The sequence below is a fragment of the Variovorax sp. GW821-FHT10B04 genome, from assembly GCF_059415645.1.
Window position 1 is genome coordinate 119,836 of sequence record NZ_JBWKNQ010000003.1, and the last position, 17,269, is coordinate 137,104.

Genomic DNA, 17,269 nt, shown 5'->3' on the forward strand with positions numbered 1-17,269 from the left:
ACGGAGATGCACGTTGGCCCGAGTGGATTCCCGCAACAAGTCCCGCTACTGGCATGCGCCCAGCGTGCCGGGGATGGACCTGCTGCACGCCGACTTCACGAAGCACGACTACGCGCCCCACGTGCACGACTCCCTCGTCGTCGCGGTGACCGAAGTCGGCGGCTCGGAATTCAAGAGCCGTGGGCGCACCGACATCGCCCGTCCGCAGGCATTGCTCGTGTTCAACCCGTCCGAGCCCCACTCGGGCCGGATGGCCGGCAGCGAGCGCTGGCGGTACCGGTCGTTCTATCTGGCCGAGCCGGCCATCCATGACGTCCTGAACGCCGTCGGGATCGACCGTCCGGGCTACTTCACATCGAACGCCGTACCCGACCAGGATCTCGTGGCGCGCTTCCTGGCACTCCACCACATGCTGGACGACGAGCCGCAGGACGCGCTGCTGCATCGCGAGTCGCTCGTTCGCACCTTTGGAGACCTGTTCCTGAGACATGGGCAGGCGGCGCGCCGCATTCCCAAGCCCCCCGGGGATGCGGCCGCACTGGCGCCTGTTCTCGAACTCGTGCGGGATTGCTACGTGGACAGCCTGACGCTCGAGCAGATGGGCACGGCGGCGGGGCTGACGCCGTTCCAGTTGATCGTCGCGTTCAAGCGGACGCTGGGCCTGACGCCGCATGCCTATCTGACGCAATTGCGGCTCCGAAGCGCGCTGCGCCATCTGCAGTCGGGACAGTCGGTCGCCGATGCGGCACTGGCCTCGGGCTTCTATGACCAGAGTGCGCTGAACAAGCACTTCAAGCGCACCTTCGGCATGACGCCGCTCCAGTACGTCCGCGCGAACGCCATGCAACCGGTCGTGCCGCCCTTCATCAATTCCGACCAATAGCATTTCGAGCCGTCCTGCCATGCTGGTGCCCATCAGCAAGGCAACCCATGACGCGATTCTTCTGCCAAGACAATCCTGAAATCCTGACATTGGACGCGACGGTCATCCGATCGCGTCCCGGCGCTGTTCTCCTTTCGACGCATCCGCTTTATCCGGGCGGTGGCGGGCAGCTGCCGGACAGGGGCGTCATCCGCTGGCAAGGCGGGGAAGCCCCGGTCACCGGGTTCTCCGAGCACGGCGGTGCGGTCTGGATCGAGGTCGGCGGCGACGTGGAGATCGCGGGTGACGTCCAGGTGGCTGCCGACCCCGTCTTTCGCCAACTCATGCGGGAACTCCACACCGACCTGCACCTCCTGAATGCGCTGGTGTTCAGGGACTTCGACGGCGCACTGGTGACGGGCGTCCAGATGAACGAAGACGGCACGGCGCGCATCGACTTCGATCTGCCGGATGCCGACAACGACCGCCTGCGGGCGCTGGAGCCGGAACTGAACGACGTCATCGCCCAGGATCTCGCTGTCGAAACGAGCTACGTGTCCATGACCGCGGCCCATGCCGAGAAGGGCCTGCTGCGTTCTCGCTCGGTGGCGCCACCTCCGTCTTCGGAAGGCCTGATCCGCATCGTCGAGATCGCCGGCCTCGATCGGCAAGCCTGCGGTGGCACGCATCTGGGTTCGACGGGTGCATCGCGGCCGATCCGGATCCTCAAGATCGAGAACAAGGGCCGCAGCAACCGCCGGGTCCGCATCGGCCTGCAGGGCGTGTGATGCACAAGGCGTTCCTTGCCGTGTGGGCACGGCCCGTCTGGCTGCTGTGGCTGCCGCCCGCCTTCTGGGCCGGCAACCTCGTGCTCGGGCGGGCGCTCGGGGCGGTGTTTCCGCCGGTGTCGCTGGCGGTCGGCCGCTGGGTCGTGGCACTTGCCGTTCTGGCACCTTTCGTCTGGCGGCAGGCCTGGCATCAGCGCGCGCTGCTGGCGAAGCACTGGGTGCTGATCGCCGCCTGCGGCGCCTTCGGGATAGCCGGCTACAACGCACTCGGCTACCTGGCGCTGCAGACCGTACCCGCCGCCAGCGTCGCGTTCCTCAATTCGACCTTGCCGCTCATGGTGCCGCTCGCGGCGGTGGTCCTCGGCGTGGAGCGCATCACGGCGAAGGCGCTGGTCGGCATCGCCATCTCGTTCATGGGCGTCGCCTGGATCGTGGCACGCGGCGACATGGCCAGCCTCGCCGCGCTGCGTTTCGACGGCGGCGAACTGCTGGTGCTCCTGGCCGTTGCCAACTACGCGGTGTATTCGGTGCTGCTGCGACGCAAGCCGGCCGCGATCCATCCCCTGGTGTTTCTGGCGGCAACCATGGCGGCAGGCTTGCTCGTGCTGATGCCGTTCTGGGCCATCGAACTCGTGCGCGGCGCGCACATTCCGACCGACCCGGCGTCGATGGCCGCCGTCCTGTACATCGGCCTCTTCGCCTCGCTGTTCGCCTTCATCCTCTGGAACCGCTGCGTCGCGACGCTCGGCGCGACAGTGACCGGCGTGTCCTTCCATCTCGTCGCCCTGTTCACCGCGCTGCTGGCCTTTCTCGTGCTGGGCGAACCCGTTCGCGCTTTCCACGTCGCCGGCATCGCGCTCATCCTGCTTGGCTTCTTCGTCACGACGCTCCGGACCGCACGGCGCCCGACGGCAGTGTCCGAGCCGTCGCGCTCTTGACCGACAGGATCACCCGGCCATGGACACGATCGAGATTCTCCGGGCGCTGATCGCATTCGACACGACCTCTCACCGGTCCAACCTGGATCTCATCCACTGGATCGCCGCGTATCTGGACGGGCACGGCATCGAAGCGCAGCTGATCCACAGCGACGATGGCGCGAAGGCCAATCTGCGCGCGACGATCGGGCCGGACGTGGCGGGCGGCATCGTGCTGTCCGGTCATACCGACGTGGTGCCTGTGGCCGATCAGGCATGGGACTCCGATCCTTTCACGCTGGTCGAGCGCGACGGACGGTTTCACGGGCGAGGCGCGGCAGACATGAAGGGATTCATTGCGGCATGCCTGGCCGCGGTGCCGCGCTGGCGTCGCCCGGATCTGCGCCGCCCGATCCATCTGGCGTTCTCCTATGACGAAGAGGTGGGGTGTTTCGGCGTTCCCCGCCTGATCGACGACCTGCGGATGCACGTGCAGTCGCCAGCCCTGGCCATCATCGGCGAACCGACCGGAATGCGCATCGGACTGGCACATCGGGGCGTGTACTGCTGTCGGACGACGTTCCGCGGCCGTCCGGCGCACTCGAGCGACCCGAGCCTGGGCGCCAGCGCCATCGAGCCGGCCGCGCTGTTGATTGCGCAGTTGGCGACGTTCGGGCGCACGTTGTCGATGCAAGGCAATCGCACCACCTTCAACATCGGACGCATCCGTGGAGGAAGCGCACTCAACATCGTGCCCGGATGCTGCGAGGTGCTGTGGGAGTTCCGGCCAACGGACGAGGCCAGCGCGGCAGCCGTGGAGGCCGAGGTCCGTCGCCTGCTGGCGGCCACACCGCCAGACGTCGCGGTCGAGATGGCGAACATTGCCCGCATTCCTTCCCTCGCAGGCCGGCATGACAGCGCCGCCGTGAGCATCGCGAAGGCATTGGGTGCCCATTGGCCACCGAGTGAGGTTCCGTTCGGCACCGAAGCGGGCTTTTTCGAACAGGCCGGGATCCCGTCGTTGGTCTGCGGGCCTGGCGCCATCGCACAAGCGCATCAACCGAACGAATGGATCGCCGCGAGTGAACTCGGATCCGCCGATCGATTCATGGCGGGCATTGGCGCATGGGCCACGGCGGCCGCAGCACATGGCGGCGGAAAGAGAAAAGCCCCTGCAGGTCAATGACTTGCAGGGGCTTCGATCTGGCGGAGTGGACGGGACTCGAACCCGCGACCCCCGGCGTGACAGGCCGGTATTCTAACCAACTGAACTACCACTCCTGGTAGACAACGTTCGCTCCTTGCGGAGCCAAGTGCTGACGACTTGTGCCTGCTTCACTTGCGTGAAACTGGCGACCCTACGGGGATTCGAACCCCGGTAGCCACCGTGAAAGGGTGGTGTCCTAGGCCTCTAGACGATAGGGTCAAAACCTTCGGAACCGCGCTGCGATCAGCGCTTTTCTCTTCTCGACAACCAAATGGTGGAGGTAAACGGGATCGAACCGATGACCTCTTGCATGCCATGCAAGCGCTCTCCCAGCTGAGCTATACCCCCTCTGGGTGTCGAGCCATCGATTATAGCAAGCGAATTGAAGCCCAAAGGAGGCAAACGCGCATCGAATGCAAGATTTTTTCACACGAGCGCCATCGGGATCTGCTTTGCAGCAAATGTTGCAGCACATGGCGGCGGAAAGAGAAAAGCCCCTGCAGGTCAATGACTTGCAGGGGCTTCGATCTGGCGGAGTGGACGGGACTCGAACCCGCGACCCCCGGCGTGACAGGCCGGTATTCTAACCAACTGAACTACCACTCCTGGTAGACAACGTTCGCTCCTTGCGGAGCCAAGTGCTGACGACTTGTGCCTGCTTCACTTGCGTGAAACTGGCGACCCTACGGGGATTCGAACCCCGGTAGCCACCGTGAAAGGGTGGTGTCCTAGGCCTCTAGACGATAGGGTCAAAACCTTCGGAACCGCGCTGCGATCAGCGCTTTTCTCTTCTTCTCGACAACCAAATGGTGGAGGCAAACGGGATCGAACCGATGACCTCTTGCATGCCATGCAAGCGCTCTCCCAGCTGAGCTATACCCCCGATTGTCGAGCCTCAGATTATATACAGAACTTCACGCCTCTCGCAAACGGGAGACGATCTTTTCCTTCGGGAACAGCGCCAGCACTGCGTCGAGCGATGGCGTCTGCGGCGTGCCCATGACCAACACGCGAACCGGCATCGCCAGCACCGGCATCTTGATGCCGTGCTGCGCAAGGACTTCCTTGATCACGGCGGCAATTGCGGCCTTGTCCCAGGTGCCGAGCGATGCCAGCTTCTCGGCGAGCGTCTGGATCGCGGGACGCACAGCATCGGTCACGTGCTGCGCCAGATCTTGCGCATTCGGCTTCACGTCGCCGTAGAACGCCGCAGCCCAGCCGGCCAATGCGACGGTCGTGTCGCAGCGGTCCTTGAACAGCCCGCAGATCGCCGGCAGACGGTCATCGCTCGACAGCCCCTGCTTCTGCAGTTGAGCCGCGACCAGCGGCGCCAACGCGTCGTCGGCCATCGCCTTGAGGTGCTGTGCATTCACCCAGCGCAGCTTGGCCTCGTCGAACTGCGCGGCACTGCGGCCGAGGTGATCGAGGTTGAACCACTCCAGGAATTGCGCACGGCTGAAGATCTCGTCGTCCCCATGGCTCCAGCCGAGGCGCGCGAGATAGTTGACCATCGCATCGGGCAGGAAGCCTTCGTCGCGGAACTGAGTGACCGGCTTGGCCCCATTGCGCTTGCTCATCTTCTCGCCCTGCTCGTTCAGCACGGTGGGCAGATGCGCATAGACCGGCGGCTCCTTGCCGAGCGCCTTGAAGATGTTGATCTGTCGCGGCGTGTTGTTCACGTGATCGTCGCCACGGATCACGTGCGTGATCGCCATGTCGATGTCGTCCACCACCACGCAGAAGTTGTACGTGGGTGTGCCATCGGGACGGGCGATCACCAGGTCGTCGAGTTCGTCGTTGCCGATCTCGATGCGGCCCTTGACCTTGTCGTCCCACACGACCGCGCCGCCCTGCGGGTTCCGAAAGCGCAGCACCGGCTGAACGCCTGCCGGCACCGGCGGCAGCGTCTTGCCGGGCTCCGGGCGCCAGGTGCCGTCGTAACGAGGCTTCTCCTTGGCAGCCATCTGCTTCTCGCGCAGCGCGTCGAGTTCGGCCATGCTCATGTAGCACGGGTAGACCTGACCTGCCGCCTGCAGCTCGGCCAGCACCGCCTTGTAGCGATCCATGCGCTGCATCTGGTAGTAAGGGCCTTCATCGTGGTCGAGGCCGAGCCAGGCCATGCCTTCGAGGATCACGTCCACGGCGGCCTGGGACGAGCGTTCGACATCGGTGTCCTCGATGCGCAGGACGAAGTCGCCACCGGTGGAACGCGCGAAGGCCCATGGATAGAGCGCCGAACGGATGTTGCCCAGGTGGATGAAACCGGTGGGCGAAGGAGCGAAACGGGTACGGGTCTTTTGCGTCATGCGAGCGTGTCCAGGCCGCGCAGCAGGTCGGCCTTGATGTCTTCAATGTGGTCGAGGCCGACCGCAAAGCGGATCAGCCCCTGGCCGATGCCGGCAGCCTGGCGCTGCGCTTCGGTCAGGCGTCCGTGCGATGTGGTACCCGGATGGGTGATGATGGATTTGGTGTCGCCGAGGTTGGTCGCGATGCTCACGACGCGCGTGCTGTCGATCACGTGGAAGGCATTCTGGCGTGCCGTTTCCGGATCGCCTCCGCGCACGTCGAAGGACACCACGGCGCCACCCAGCCCCGACTGCTGGCGCATCGCCAGCTCGTGCTGCGGATGCGACGCGAGACCGGGGTAATGCACGCGCGTGACGGCCGGATGGCCTTCCAGCCATTGCGCCACCGCCAGTGCATTCGCCGACTGCGCCTGCATGCGGATGCCGAGCGTTTCCATGCCCTTGAGCACGACCCACGCATTGAACGGCGCCAGCACCATGCCCGCAGTACGGACGACCGGACCGAACACGTCGACGATCAGCTTCGACGGACCACAGATCGCGCCGGCCATCACGCGGCCCTGGCCGTCGAGGTACTTGGTGCCCGAATGGATCACGAGATCGGCACCCAGCTCGGTGGGCCGCTGCAGCGCCGGCGAGCAGAAGCAGTTGTCGACCGCGAGCAGCGCGCCAGCGTCGTGCGCCAGATCGGCCAGCGCCCGGATGTCGCAGATCTCGGTCAGCGGGTTGGTCGGCGTCTCGGCGAAGAAAAGCTTGGTCTTGCCTGGGCGCACGGCGGCGCGCCACTCGGCGATGTCGGTCTGGGAGACAAAGCTCGTCTCCACGCCGAACTTCGCGAACTCCTTGCCGAACAGGTTCAGCGTCGAGCCGAACACCGAGCGTGAGCAGATCACATGGTCGCCGGCGCGCAGCAGGCCCATGCACATCATGAGGATCGCGCCCATGCCGCTCGACGCGGCGATCGCGGCCTCGGTGCCTTCGAGCGCAGCCAGGCGCTGCTCGAAGCTCGCGACCGTCGGGTTGGACGTGCGCGAATAGGTGAAGCCTTCCTCGGTGCCCGCGAAGCGGCGTGCAGAGGTCGCGGCATCGGACTGGACGAAGCCGCTGGTGAGGAAAAGCGCCTCGGAGTTTTCGCCGTACTGGCTGCGTTCGAGCGCAGTGCGCACCGCGAGCGTGTCGCGATGCAGGCCGGGCGGCAGGGATCGATCTGTCACGGAAGGCCTCAGCTCAGGTTGGGCAGTGCAAGACGCGAGGAGTCCTCTTCGGTTTCCTCGACACGCGGCCGGCTGCCGTTCATGCGCAGGATCGCGTCGGTGTCGATGTCGCCGGTCACGTAGATGCCGTCGAAGCAGGAGGAGTCGAAGCCGTCCAGCTTCGGCGAGCCGGGCGTGGTCGGCATGGCCTTCATGACCGCGCGCTTCATGCCTTCGACATCCTGGTAGATCAGCGCATCGCAGCCGATCAGTTCGCGGATCTGTTCGATGGTGCGATCGTGCGCAACCAGTTCGTCCTTGGTCGGCATGTCGATGCCGTAGACGTTCGGGTAGCGCACCGGCGGCGCCGCGCTCGCCAGGTACACCTTGCGGGCACCGGCGTCACGCGCCATCTGCACGATTTCCTTGCTGGTCGTGCCGCGCACGATCGAATCGTCGACCAGCAGCACATTGCGGCCCTTGAACTCGCTCGCGATCACGTTGAGCTTCTGGCGAACAGACTTCTTGCGCACGCCCTGCCCCGGCATGATGAAGGTGCGGCCCACGTAGCGGTTCTTCACGAAACCTTCGCGGTACGGCACGCCCAGCAGATGCGCGAGTTGCGTGGCGCTCGGGCGGCTCGATTCGGGGATCGGGATGATCACGTCGATGTCGCTCGGGGGCACCGTCGACACGACGCGCGTCGCCAGCGTTTCGCCGAGGTTCAGACGCGCCTGGTACACCGAGATGCCGTCGAGCACCGAATCGGGCCGCGCGAGATAGACGAACTCGAACATGCAGGGGTTCAGCGTCGGCGATTCGGCGCACTGTTCGGCGTTCACATTGCCCTGGAGGTCGATGAAGACCGCTTCGCCCGGCGCGATGTTGCGCTCGAACAGCAGGCCCGAGCCTTCCAGTGCGACGGATTCGCTGGCCACCATCACGCTGCCATCGGCGCTGCGGCCCATGGCCAGCGGACGGATCCCGTACGGATCGCGGAACGCCAACAGCCCGTGCCCCGCGATCAGCGCCACCACGGCATACGAACCGCGAACACGACGATGCACGTTGCGCACGGCGGCGAAGACGCTCGCCGAATTCAGCGTGCCGCCGCGGGTGGCGCGCTCGATCTCGTGCGCCAGCACGTTGAGCAGCACTTCGGAGTCGCTCTCGGTGTTGGTGTGGCGATGGTCGGTGGAGAACAGCTCGGCGCGCAACGCGTGTGCGTTGGTCAGGTTGCCGTTGTGCACCAGCACGATGCCGTAGGGCGCGTTCACGTAGAAAGGCTGCGCCTCTTCCTCGCTGTAGGCATTGCCCGCAGTCGGGTAGCGGACCTGGCCCAGTCCCACGTCGCCCGGCAGCGCACGCATGTTGCGCGTGCGGAACACGTCGCGCACCATGCCCTTGGCCTTGTGCATGAAGAACTTGCGCTCTTGCAGCGTGACGATACCCGCCGCATCCTGGCCGCGATGCTGCAGCAGCAGCAGCGCGTCATAGAGCAACTGATTGACGGGAGCGTTACTGACGACGCCGACGATTCCACACATGAAAAGATCCTCTCAGGGCAGGTAGCTTGCCAACTTCTCAGGCAGTGCAGGCTTGAGGGCCTGCAGCGCCGCATCCAGAAAAACCGCGCTTTGCGACGTCTGCCACCAGGCAACGTCGGTCCACGCCATCAAATGCATCGCGATGGCCAGCACCAGCAGCGCCAACGCGCCGCGAAGCGCGCCAAAACCGGCACCCAGCAGCCGATCCACGGGTCGCAGGCCAGCCACGACGATCAACCTGCGCAACAGCGAAGCGATCAAGCCCACGCCGAACGCCACGCCGATGAACACCAGCGCAAAGGCCAGCGGATACCGCCAGACGGCATCCACCTTCCCGAACGGCAGCCACGTGGCCACATCCGTCGCCAACCATTGCGCCACGATGAATGCCGCGACCCACCCGGCCAGAGACATCACCTCGAATATCAGTCCGCGCGACAAACCCACCAGCGTCGATAGCACCAGTACCGCGACAACGATCCAGTCGAACAGGACCACGTAGAACGACGCCGATTACAAGGTAAGGACGGCGGCAGGCAATGACAAGCCCTTGACCCGACTCGCGGCACGGTCGGCTTCCGCACGTGAACTGAACGGACCGACACGCACACGCGTGCGCTCGCCATCGGCCGTCTTCGCCACGTGCGTGTATGTCTTCAACCCTGCGCGCTCGAGCTTCTGGCGGACTTCGCGTGCTTTGTCGGCATCGGCGAATGCCCCCACCTGCACGACGAACCGGCCGTTGTCTTCGCTGCCCGCAGCGGGTTTGGCCGCTGCGGCTGCCGCCGTCGGCGCCTTGCCTTCGAGTAATGCGCGGGCGCGCATGCCATCGTCGGCCGGCGCTGGCTTGGCGGGCGCTGCGGGAGCAGGCTTCGCATCGGCGCGATGGTCGTTCTTTTCCGGCGCGGATGTCGCGACCTCGGGCCGCGGTTCGGGCCTGGTTTCCGGACGGCGCTCCGACGCTGGTGCCGGCTCGGGCACTGCGGACGCGCGCGGCATTTCAGGAGGCGGCGAGAGAACCGGCTTGTCGGAAGGGATCTCCGTACCATCTGCGCGCTCGGTGATCATGCCGCCAGACGCTGGGGCGGCAGCGACGCGCGATCCGGCATCGGCGTCTTTCGCCACTGGCGCTGGCGGCACGGTCAACGGCTTGCTCTTGGCGCGGTCCGGAATGTCGATGGGAATGTCGACGGCGATCGGCCGCGGCTGCGTGTCGAACAGGAGCGGGAAGCCGATCACGCCCAACAGGACCAGCACGGCGGCGCCGAGCAGTCGATGGCGCGCCCTGCGCCGCATCGCTTCGACACTCTCGGCCGGCGCAGGCGGGACGCTGGCGTTGCGTCCTTCATTGGCTGGCTGGCCGCGGGCGCGGAACTTGAAAAACGCCATGAAATTCGATCCCTGAGAGAGCAGCGTGGTGTGTCGAGAAGCGCTGGCGACGGGGCTTGGTCAGGCCGATCCGGCGCCTGGCAGCAGGTGCTTTGCCTGCAGACGGGGCGTTCCGTGCTCCAGCACGCCGCCCACTGTGAAGAACGATCCAAAGACGACGATTCTATCAGCGGGGTCCGCCTGCTCGATGGCGGCCCGAAGCGCCGCCATGGGATCCGGGTGAACGCTGGCAGCCGCGTCGGCACGCTTGTTCTGCGCCTGCCAACGGGTCAGCAGGTCGTGCGCCGCCGCGGCGCGCGGCGTCGGCAGATCGGTGAAGTACCAGCGGTCGATCAACGGGCCGATGCGCGCGAAGATCGGATCGAGGTCCTTGTCCGCCATGACCCCGAAGACGGCATGCGTGGTCGGGTAGAAACCCATTGCATCGAGGTTCTCGGCCAGCGCCGCGACGGCATGCGGGTTGTGCGCCACGTCGAGCACCAGCGCCGGCTCGCCGGGAACGATCTGGAAACGCCCAGGCAATTCGACCATCGCGAGACCGGTGCGCACGGCTTGCGCGTTGATCGGCAACTTCGGCCGCAGCGCCTCGAGCGCCGCCAGCACGCCGGCTGCATTGATCAGCTGATTGGCACCGCGCAGCGCGGGATAGGCCAGGCCGCTGTAACGCCGGCCGCGGCCGCTCCAGCCCCACTGCTGCTTGTCGCCGGAGACATTGAAGTCGTGGCCGAATCGCCAGAGGTCCGCTCCGATGTTGCGGGCGTGATCAATCACGCTCTGCGGCGGCATCGGATCGCTCACGATGGCCGGCCGGCCGGCGCGCAGGATGCCTGCCTTCTCGAAGCCGATGCTCTCGCGGTCCGGCCCGAGGAAGTCCATATGGTCGAGGTCGATGCTGGTGATGATCGCGCAGTCCGGATCGACGATGTTGACCGCATCGAGCCGGCCACCCAAACCGACTTCAAGGATCGCGACGTCGGGCTTCGCCTCGGCGATGCAGCGAAGGATCACCAGCGTGGTGAGTTCGAAATAAGTCAGCGACACCTCGCCGCGCGCCGCGTCGACGGCCTCGAAATGGGCGATCAGGCGCTCGCCGTCGACCGCCTCGCCCAGCAGGCGCAGGCGTTCCTCGAAGCGAACGAGATGCGGCGACGTGTAGACCGCCGTGCGGTAGCCCGCGTGCGCGAAGATCGACTCGAGCATGGCGCAGGTCGAGCCCTTGCCATTCGTTCCAGCGACAGTGATGACGGGGCATTCGAATGCCAGCCCGAGGCGTTGTGCGACGGTGCGCACGCGGTCCAGGCCGAGTTCGATGTTCTTGGCGTGCAGTCGCTCGGCATGTGCGAGCCAATCGGCGAGGGTCTTCATGGAGGGCAGGATTGTCGCCGACCCGGGCAACCGGCATCATCCGCGCATGACAACCACCCTTTACGGCATCCCGAATTGCGACACGGTGAAGCGCGCACGAACCTGGCTCGACACGCAAGGCGTCGCCTACCGCTTCCACGACTTCAAGAAGGAAGGCGTCCCCGAGGCCGAACTCGACCGCTGGCTGGCCTCCGTCGGCTGGGAAACGCTGGTCAACCGGCGTGGCACGACCTGGCGGCGACTCGACGACGACACCCGCGCTGCCGTGGTCGACACTGCATCGGCTCGTCGGGTGCTGATGGCCAATCCGAGCCTGATCAAGCGCCCCGTGGTCGAATGGGCCGGCAAGAATGACGTTACAACCGGTTTCGATCCCGAAGCCTGGAAAAGCCGCACCGTGTAAACGGTTGAACCCGGCACGGGCGTTCGTATCCAATCGACGATGCGGCGCCGTACGCCGCGTCGACCTTCCAGGAGACCCGACATGCACATCCTCAGATCCAGAATCGCCGCCCGCCTCGCTCTTGCTGCCGGCCTTGCCGTGCTGGCCGCCGGCGCGATGGCACAGAGCCAGCAAGTACAGGCCCGCGTCATCTCGACATCCCCGGTGACCGAGGCCAATGGCAGCACCAGCTTCAACGTCACGTACGAATACGACGGGCGCCAATACACCACACGGACCACCACCCCGCCCGGCGCGACCTTGCCCATCGAGGTGAACGCCTATGGCGTGGCGACCATGCCCGTGACGCCCCAGACACCGTTGGCGCCCGCAGCAGCAAACGACCAGGCACGCTGGCAAAGCGTCACCCCGGAGCCAGGCGTGGTCGTCTCGGCCGGTGCACAGCAGGCGCCGACCTACTACCCGGCGCCCGTCTATGCACAGCCGGTGTACACGCAACCGGTGTACGTCCAGCCTGCCTATGCGTACCCCTACGCCTACGCGCCGGCCTATTTCCCGCCGATCGGTTTGTCGCTCAACCTCGGCTACTCGCGCGGCTGGGGCGGACACCGCGGCTGGCGCTGAGTCGACGCCTGGCGTCGATGGCCCGCGGCAAGCCCTAAAATCGAGGGCTTTCCACCTCATTTCCCGCACGGGTGCGCCGAAACCGGCGCCGGGCCTTTTCAAATGACGATTACCGAATCCCTCAGCTGTACCGCGGTCGCGACCAAGGCCAACGTGTATTTCGACGGCAAGTGCGTGAGCCACGGCCTCACGCAGGCCGATGGCACCAAGAAGTCGGTCGGCGTGATCCTGCCGGCCACCCTCACCTTCAGCACCGGCGCGCCGGAAATCATGGAAGGCGTCTCCGGCCGCTGCGAATACCAGTTGACCGGCACCACCGAATGGATCGCATCGGGCCCTGGCGAGAAGTTCAGCGTGCCGGGCAATTCGAGCTTCCAGATTCGCGTCGAAGGCGAACCCTACAGCTACATCTGCCATTTCGGTTGAACGGGAAACGCGACATGTCGACCATCCTGCAACACGTACCCGCCGGCCAGAAGGTCGGCATCGCCTTCTCCGGCGGCCTCGACACCAGCGCCGCACTGCACTGGATGAAGGGCAAGGGCGCGATCCCCTACGCCTACACCGCCAACCTCGGCCAGCCCGACGAGCCCGACTACGACGACATCCCGCGCAAGGCGATGCAGTACGGCGCCGAGAAGGCCCGGCTGATCGACTGCCGCAGCCAGCTCGCGTCCGAAGGCATCGCCGCCCTGCAGGCCGGCGCATTCCATGTGACGACCGCCGGCGTGACCTACTTCAACACCACGCCGCTCGGCCGCGCGGTGACGGGCACGATGCTCGTGAGCGCCATGAAGGAAGACGACGTCCACATCTGGGGCGACGGCAGCACCTACAAGGGCAACGACATCGAGCGTTTCTACCGCTACGGCCTGCTCACCAACCCCGCGCTGAAGATCTACAAGCCGTGGCTCGACCAGTTGTTCATCGACGAACTCGGCGGCCGCGCCGAGATGTCGGCGTTCATGACGGCTGCCGGCTTCGGCTACAAGATGTCGGCCGAGAAGGCGTATTCGACGGACTCCAACATGCTCGGCGCCACGCACGAAGCCAAGGACCTCGAGCACCTGGACAGCGGCATCAAGATCGTGAACCCGATCATGGGCGTCGCGTTCTGGAAGGACGAAGTCGAAGTCAAGCGCGAGACCGTCTCGGTCGGCTTCGAGGAAGGCCGCCCGGTCTCCCTGAACGGCGTGCGCTTCGACAACCTGGTCGACTTGATCCTCGAGGCCAACCGCATCGGCGGACGCCACGGCCTGGGCATGAGCGACCAGATCGAGAACCGCATCATCGAAGCCAAGAGCCGCGGCATCTACGAAGCGCCTGGCCTGGCACTGCTGTTCATCGCCTACGAGCGCCTGGTCACCGGCATCCACAACGAGGACACGATCGAGCAGTACCGCGACAACGGCCGCAAGCTCGGCCGCCTGCTGTACCAGGGCCGCTGGTTCGATCCGCAAGCCATCATGCTGCGCGAGACCGCCCAGCGCTGGGTCGCGCGTGCGATCACCGGCGAGGTCACGGTCGAGCTGCGCCGTGGCAATGACTATTCGATCCTGAACACCGTGTCGGCCAACCTGACGTACAAGCCCGAGCGCCTGAGCATGGAGAAGGTCGAAGGCGCCTTCACGCCGCTCGACCGCATCGGCCAGCTCACGATGCGCAATCTCGACATCGTCGACACGCGCGACAAGCTCGCGATCTACAGCAGCGTCGGCCTGCTGTCGCAAGGCAGCGGCGCGTCATTGCCCAAGCTGACGAACGACGAAGGCAAATAAGCCCGCCGAGCGCCAGAAAAGAGCCACCGCAAGGTGGCTTTCTTGATTCCAGAAACACCGCAGAACCGGCTCGGCCGGGCTGCCGGTGTTGCCCCGGAAGGGGGTTGGCAGCTACGCGAAGCGAGCAGGCCTGGGGGCGAACTAAATGACCACGGGCTCCGGCTCGAGGCGGATGCCGAAGCGCTCGTAGACGCTGGTCTGGATGGCCTTGGCCAGCGTCATGACCTCGCCGCCGGTGACGGGGTTCGCGTTGCCGCCGCGATTGACCAGCACCAGCGCCTGTCGTTCATAGACGCCTGCATTGCCCACCGACTTGCCCTTCCAGCCGCAGGCATCGATCAGCCAGCCGGCCGCGAGCTTGATGCTGCCGTCGTCCATCGGGTAATGCACGATCTTCGGATCGCGCGCGATGATGTCAGCGCACTGCTCCGGCGTGACCGTGGGATTCTTGAAGAAGCTGCCGGCATTGCCGAGAACGCGCCAGTCGGGCAGCTTGGCGCGGCGGATCGCGCAGATCCAGTCGAAGATGTCACGCGCGTCCGGCGTGAAGTTGCCGGTCTCTTCCATCTTGCGTTCCAGATCGAGATAGCCGACGACCGCCTTCCATGGCTTGGGCAGCCGGAAGCGCACCCGGGTGATGAGCGCGCGCCCCGCCAGGCCGAAGTCGTTGACGCCACCTGCGACATGCTTGAACACCGAATCCCGGTACCCAAAGGCGCATTGCGCTGCATCGAGCGTGAAGCTGCGACCGGTCTCGAGATCGATCGCATCGAGCGACTCGAAGCGATCCTGCAGTTCGATGCCATAGGCACCGATGTTCTGCACCGGCGCACCGCCGACGGTGCCGGGGATCAGCGCGAGGTTTTCGAGACCGGGGTAGCCGCTCTCGACCATCCACTGCACGGTTTCGCTCCAGTTCTCGCCCGCGCCGGCCTCGACGATCCAGGCGCGCGGCGTCTCTTCGACCAGCCGGCGCCCCTTGATCTCGACCTTGAGCACCAGCGGCTTGACGTCGCCCGTCAGCACGATGTTGCTGCCGCCGCCGAGTACGAAGCTGGGCTGCTTCGCCCATTGCGGATCGGCCAGCAGCGTGGCCACATCGGCCTCGCTGGCGATGCGCACGAGCTGCTGCGCACGTGCGACGATGCCGAAGCTGTTGTACGGCTGCAGCGGGACGTTGGACTCCATGATCATGGGAGAATTGTCGCACTCACATCGAGCTGCACGGCGCCCCAGCCGCAGTCTCACATCCGTTCCATGCCCCCCCGACACGGGGCGCATTCGCCTCCGACGAGGCGACTCTCCAGGAGACCTACATGCCATCTTTCGACACCGTCTGCGAACCCGATCTGCCCGAAGTCAAGAACGCCGTGGAAAACACGTCCAAGGAAATCGCCACGCGCTTCGACTTCAAGGGCACGGCTGCGTCCGTCGAGCTGAAGGACAAGGAAATCACGCTGATCGGCGACGCCGAATTCCAGCTCGTGCAGATCGAGGACATCCTGCGCAACAAGCTGACCAAGCGCAACGTCGACGTCCGCTTCCTCGACAAGGGCGACGTCCAGAAGATCGGCGGCGACAAGGTCAAGCAGGTGATCAAGGTCAAGAGCGGCATCGAGAGCGAGCAGGCCAAGAAGATCACCCGCCTGCTCAAGGACAGCAAGATGAAGGTGCAGGCAGCGATCCAGGGCGACGCCGTGCGCGTGACTGGCGCCAAGCGCGACGACCTGCAGGCCGCGATGGCACTGATCCGCAAGGACGTGCCGGACATGCCGCTGAGCTTCAACAACTTCCGCGATTGATCGATGATCGCTGCGTCAGGCCCTGGCCTGACGCTTTCTGGATGACTGCAGCGCCGTGATGCGCGCCGCCTGCCGTGCTCAGGCCTGCGCGGCGGTCACGACCACTTCGATCTTGTAGGCCGGGTTGGCGAGCTTCGCCTCGACGGTCGCGCGCGGCGGCGTGTTGCCGGCCGGGATCCAGGCGTCCCATACCTCGTTCATCGCGCCGATGTCCTGGATGTCGGTCAGGAAGATCTGCGTCATCAGGATGCGTGACTTGTCGCTGCCGGCCTCGGCCAGCAGCCGGTCGATCATGCCGAGCACCTGCGCGGTCTGGCCGCGAATGTCCTGCGTGGTGTCGTCCGGCACCTGGCCCGCGAGGTAGACGGTGCCGTTGTGCACGGCGGTCTCGCTCAGGCGTGCGCCGACGTGGAATCGTTTGAATTCAGCCATGTAATCCTCAATCCTTCTTTTTCGAGCCCAACCGGGACTCGGTGCCCGCCGCGAGGCGACGGATGTTTTCACGGTGCCGCCAGACCAGCAGCAGGCTGATCACGATCAGCGCGACCAGCGTGGTGCGGTCGAGCGGCCAGACGATGTTGCCGCCCACCAGGTAGTAGGCCGGCGCGAAGAATGCCGCGACGATGGACGCCAGCGACGAATAGCGAAAGAAGACCGCGATGAGCAGCCAGGTGACGCCAGTGGCGAGTCCCAGCAGCCAGGCGATACCCAGCAAGGCGCCTGCGGCGGTCGCCACGCCCTTGCCGCCACGGAAGCCGAAGAACACCGGGTACAGGTGGCCCAGGAAAGCCGCCAGACCGGCCACGGCCGCAATGCCGGGCCCCATGCCGAGATCGGCGCCCACCTGCCGCACGACGAACACCGGCAGCCAGCCTTTCAGCGCATCGAGCAACAGCGTCGCAAGTGCCGCCTTCTTGTTGCCCGAACGCAGCACGTTGGTCGCACCCGGGTTGCCGCTGCCGTAGCTGCGCGGATCGGCCATGCCGAGGAATCGACTCACGATCACTGCGAACGACAGCGAACCCACGAGATAGGACAACACGATCGCGACGACCGATGGAAGATGAAAGCTCAACGCGCGCTCCGCC

18 protein-coding genes and 6 tRNA genes are annotated in these 17,269 nt (G+C 65.6%); 9 read left to right on the forward strand and 15 right to left on the reverse strand.

The window, feature by feature from the left end; translation table 11 throughout:
• Positions 1-22 precede the first annotated feature (22 nt).
• From AC07PZ_RS08745 to argE, 4 genes are read left to right on the forward strand one after another with little or no spacing between them, the layout of a single operon-like run.
• Complete coding sequence (locus AC07PZ_RS08745; RefSeq protein ID WP_495295152.1) at positions 23-883, forward strand: AraC family ligand binding domain-containing protein; 861 nt, start codon at positions 23-25, stop codon at positions 881-883.
• A gap of 47 nt (positions 884-930) precedes the next feature.
• A complete protein-coding gene (locus tag AC07PZ_RS08750; RefSeq protein WP_495294670.1) occupies positions 931-1,650 on the forward strand; it encodes an alanyl-tRNA editing protein in 720 nt (239 codons plus the stop codon).
• Positions 1,650-2,588 carry a DMT family transporter gene (locus AC07PZ_RS08755; protein WP_495294671.1) on the forward strand — a complete coding sequence of 313 codons (939 nt, stop codon included), beginning with the start codon at positions 1,650-1,652 and terminating at the stop codon, positions 2,586-2,588. Before AC07PZ_RS08750 ends, AC07PZ_RS08755 begins: the two co-directional genes overlap by 1 nt.
• A gap of 19 nt (positions 2,589-2,607) precedes the next feature.
• On the forward strand, positions 2,608-3,753 hold the full coding sequence (gene argE / locus AC07PZ_RS08760) for an acetylornithine deacetylase (RefSeq protein ID WP_495294672.1): 1,146 nt from the start codon (positions 2,608-2,610) through the stop codon (positions 3,751-3,753).
• Between the two features lie 18 nt (positions 3,754-3,771).
• On the opposite strand, the gene AC07PZ_RS08765 is transcribed toward argE, so the two are convergent.
• The 12 genes from AC07PZ_RS08765 to folC form a co-directional block, all read right to left on the reverse strand.
• Positions 3,772-3,848: transfer RNA gene (locus AC07PZ_RS08765), tRNA-Asp, on the reverse strand.
• Between the two features lie 69 nt (positions 3,849-3,917).
• Positions 3,918-3,993: transfer RNA gene (locus tag AC07PZ_RS08770), tRNA-Glu, on the reverse strand.
• A gap of 53 nt (positions 3,994-4,046) precedes the next feature.
• Positions 4,047-4,122, reverse strand: a tRNA-Ala gene (locus AC07PZ_RS08775).
• Between the two features lie 181 nt (positions 4,123-4,303).
• A tRNA-Asp gene (locus AC07PZ_RS08780) sits at positions 4,304-4,380 on the reverse strand.
• Between the two features lie 69 nt (positions 4,381-4,449).
• A tRNA-Glu gene (locus AC07PZ_RS08785) sits at positions 4,450-4,525 on the reverse strand.
• A gap of 56 nt (positions 4,526-4,581) precedes the next feature.
• Positions 4,582-4,657 (reverse strand) — tRNA-Ala (locus tag AC07PZ_RS08790).
• Between the two features lie 31 nt (positions 4,658-4,688).
• Entirely contained in the window at positions 4,689-6,080 is a 1,392-nt protein-coding gene (gene gltX, locus AC07PZ_RS08795; RefSeq protein ID WP_495294673.1) for a glutamate--tRNA ligase, read from the reverse strand.
• A complete protein-coding gene (locus tag AC07PZ_RS08800) occupies positions 6,077-7,294 on the reverse strand; it encodes an O-succinylhomoserine sulfhydrylase (protein WP_495294674.1) in 1,218 nt (405 codons plus the stop codon). Before AC07PZ_RS08800 ends, gltX begins: the two co-directional genes overlap by 4 nt.
• A gap of 8 nt (positions 7,295-7,302) precedes the next feature.
• Complete coding sequence (purF, locus tag AC07PZ_RS08805) at positions 7,303-8,820, reverse strand: amidophosphoribosyltransferase (RefSeq protein WP_495294675.1); 1,518 nt, start codon at positions 8,818-8,820, stop codon at positions 7,303-7,305.
• Between the two features lie 12 nt (positions 8,821-8,832).
• The gene (locus tag AC07PZ_RS08810) at positions 8,833-9,318 is read right to left on the reverse strand and encodes a CvpA family protein (protein WP_495294676.1); all 486 of its coding nucleotides are present in this window, start codon (positions 9,316-9,318) and stop codon (positions 8,833-8,835) included.
• A 15-nt stretch (positions 9,319-9,333) separates the two neighbouring features.
• Positions 9,334-10,209 (reverse strand): SPOR domain-containing protein, encoded by an 876-nt coding sequence (locus AC07PZ_RS08815; RefSeq protein WP_495294677.1) that lies wholly within the window; start codon positions 10,207-10,209, stop codon positions 9,334-9,336.
• Between the two features lie 60 nt (positions 10,210-10,269).
• The gene (gene folC / locus AC07PZ_RS08820; protein ID WP_495294678.1) at positions 10,270-11,574 is read right to left on the reverse strand and encodes a bifunctional tetrahydrofolate synthase/dihydrofolate synthase; all 1,305 of its coding nucleotides are present in this window, start codon (positions 11,572-11,574) and stop codon (positions 10,270-10,272) included.
• Between the two features lie 46 nt (positions 11,575-11,620).
• Between folC and AC07PZ_RS08825 the strand changes: the two genes are divergently transcribed.
• The 4 genes from AC07PZ_RS08825 to argG all read left to right on the forward strand — a co-directional run bounded on the left by AC07PZ_RS08825 (position 11,621) and on the right by argG (position 14,379).
• Positions 11,621-11,977: an ArsC family reductase gene (locus AC07PZ_RS08825; RefSeq protein WP_495294679.1), complete on the forward strand. Its 357-nt coding sequence runs from the start codon at positions 11,621-11,623 to the stop codon at positions 11,975-11,977.
• A gap of 81 nt (positions 11,978-12,058) precedes the next feature.
• Positions 12,059-12,601, forward strand: a complete 543-nt coding sequence (locus tag AC07PZ_RS08830) for a hypothetical protein (protein ID WP_495294680.1) — start codon at positions 12,059-12,061, stop codon at positions 12,599-12,601.
• Positions 12,602-12,703: 102 nt separating this feature from the next.
• Positions 12,704-13,027 carry a pyrimidine/purine nucleoside phosphorylase gene (gene ppnP, locus AC07PZ_RS08835; RefSeq protein WP_495294681.1) on the forward strand — a complete coding sequence of 108 codons (324 nt, stop codon included), beginning with the start codon at positions 12,704-12,706 and terminating at the stop codon, positions 13,025-13,027.
• 14 nt (positions 13,028-13,041) lie between these two features.
• Positions 13,042-14,379, forward strand: coding sequence for an argininosuccinate synthase (gene argG, locus AC07PZ_RS08840; protein ID WP_495294682.1), 1,338 nt, complete (start codon positions 13,042-13,044; stop codon positions 14,377-14,379).
• 141 nt (positions 14,380-14,520) lie between these two features.
• Here argG and murB read toward each other — a convergent pair whose 3' ends face one another.
• Entirely contained in the window at positions 14,521-15,573 is a 1,053-nt protein-coding gene (gene murB / locus AC07PZ_RS08845) for a UDP-N-acetylmuramate dehydrogenase (protein WP_495294683.1), read from the reverse strand.
• A 122-nt stretch (positions 15,574-15,695) separates the two neighbouring features.
• Between murB and AC07PZ_RS08850 the strand changes: the two genes are divergently transcribed.
• On the forward strand, positions 15,696-16,181 hold the full coding sequence (locus tag AC07PZ_RS08850; RefSeq protein WP_495294684.1) for a YajQ family cyclic di-GMP-binding protein: 486 nt from the start codon (positions 15,696-15,698) through the stop codon (positions 16,179-16,181).
• A gap of 78 nt (positions 16,182-16,259) precedes the next feature.
• On the opposite strand, the gene AC07PZ_RS08855 is transcribed toward AC07PZ_RS08850, so the two are convergent.
• Together AC07PZ_RS08855 and plsY are read right to left on the reverse strand one after the other, a co-directional pair.
• Positions 16,260-16,613 carry a RidA family protein gene (locus tag AC07PZ_RS08855; RefSeq protein ID WP_495294685.1) on the reverse strand — a complete coding sequence of 118 codons (354 nt, stop codon included), beginning with the start codon at positions 16,611-16,613 and terminating at the stop codon, positions 16,260-16,262.
• A 7-nt stretch (positions 16,614-16,620) separates the two neighbouring features.
• A complete protein-coding gene (gene plsY, locus AC07PZ_RS08860; protein ID WP_495294686.1) occupies positions 16,621-17,256 on the reverse strand; it encodes a glycerol-3-phosphate 1-O-acyltransferase PlsY in 636 nt (211 codons plus the stop codon).
• Between the last annotated feature and the right edge of the window lie 13 nt (positions 17,257-17,269).

Excerpts from the sequence above, each read along its gene's own strand:
- AC07PZ_RS08750 (WP_495294670.1), top strand. The coding sequence starts at position 931 with ATGACGCGATTCTTCTGCCAAGACAATCCTGAAATCCTGACATTGGAC.
- AC07PZ_RS08755 (WP_495294671.1), top strand. The coding sequence starts at position 1,650 with ATGCACAAGGCGTTCCTTGCCGTGTGGGCACGGCCCGTCTGGCTGCTG.
- argE (WP_495294672.1), top strand. The coding sequence starts at position 2,608 with ATGGACACGATCGAGATTCTCCGGGCGCTGATCGCATTCGACACGACC.
- gltX (WP_495294673.1), bottom strand. The coding sequence starts at position 6,080 with ATGACGCAAAAGACCCGTACCCGTTTCGCTCCTTCGCCCACCGGTTTC.
- purF (WP_495294675.1), bottom strand. The coding sequence starts at position 8,820 with ATGTGTGGAATCGTCGGCGTCGTCAGTAACGCTCCCGTCAATCAGTTG.
- AC07PZ_RS08815 (WP_495294677.1), bottom strand. The coding sequence starts at position 10,209 with ATGGCGTTTTTCAAGTTCCGCGCCCGCGGCCAGCCAGCCAATGAAGGA.
- folC (WP_495294678.1), bottom strand. The coding sequence starts at position 11,574 with ATGAAGACCCTCGCCGATTGGCTCGCACATGCCGAGCGACTGCACGCC.
- AC07PZ_RS08825 (WP_495294679.1), top strand. The coding sequence starts at position 11,621 with ATGACAACCACCCTTTACGGCATCCCGAATTGCGACACGGTGAAGCGC.
- AC07PZ_RS08830 (WP_495294680.1), top strand. The coding sequence starts at position 12,059 with ATGCACATCCTCAGATCCAGAATCGCCGCCCGCCTCGCTCTTGCTGCC.
- ppnP (WP_495294681.1), top strand. The coding sequence starts at position 12,704 with ATGACGATTACCGAATCCCTCAGCTGTACCGCGGTCGCGACCAAGGCC.
- argG (WP_495294682.1), top strand. The coding sequence starts at position 13,042 with ATGTCGACCATCCTGCAACACGTACCCGCCGGCCAGAAGGTCGGCATC.
- murB (WP_495294683.1), bottom strand. The coding sequence starts at position 15,573 with ATGATCATGGAGTCCAACGTCCCGCTGCAGCCGTACAACAGCTTCGGC.
- AC07PZ_RS08850 (WP_495294684.1), top strand. The coding sequence starts at position 15,696 with ATGCCATCTTTCGACACCGTCTGCGAACCCGATCTGCCCGAAGTCAAG.
- AC07PZ_RS08855 (WP_495294685.1), bottom strand. The coding sequence starts at position 16,613 with ATGGCTGAATTCAAACGATTCCACGTCGGCGCACGCCTGAGCGAGACC.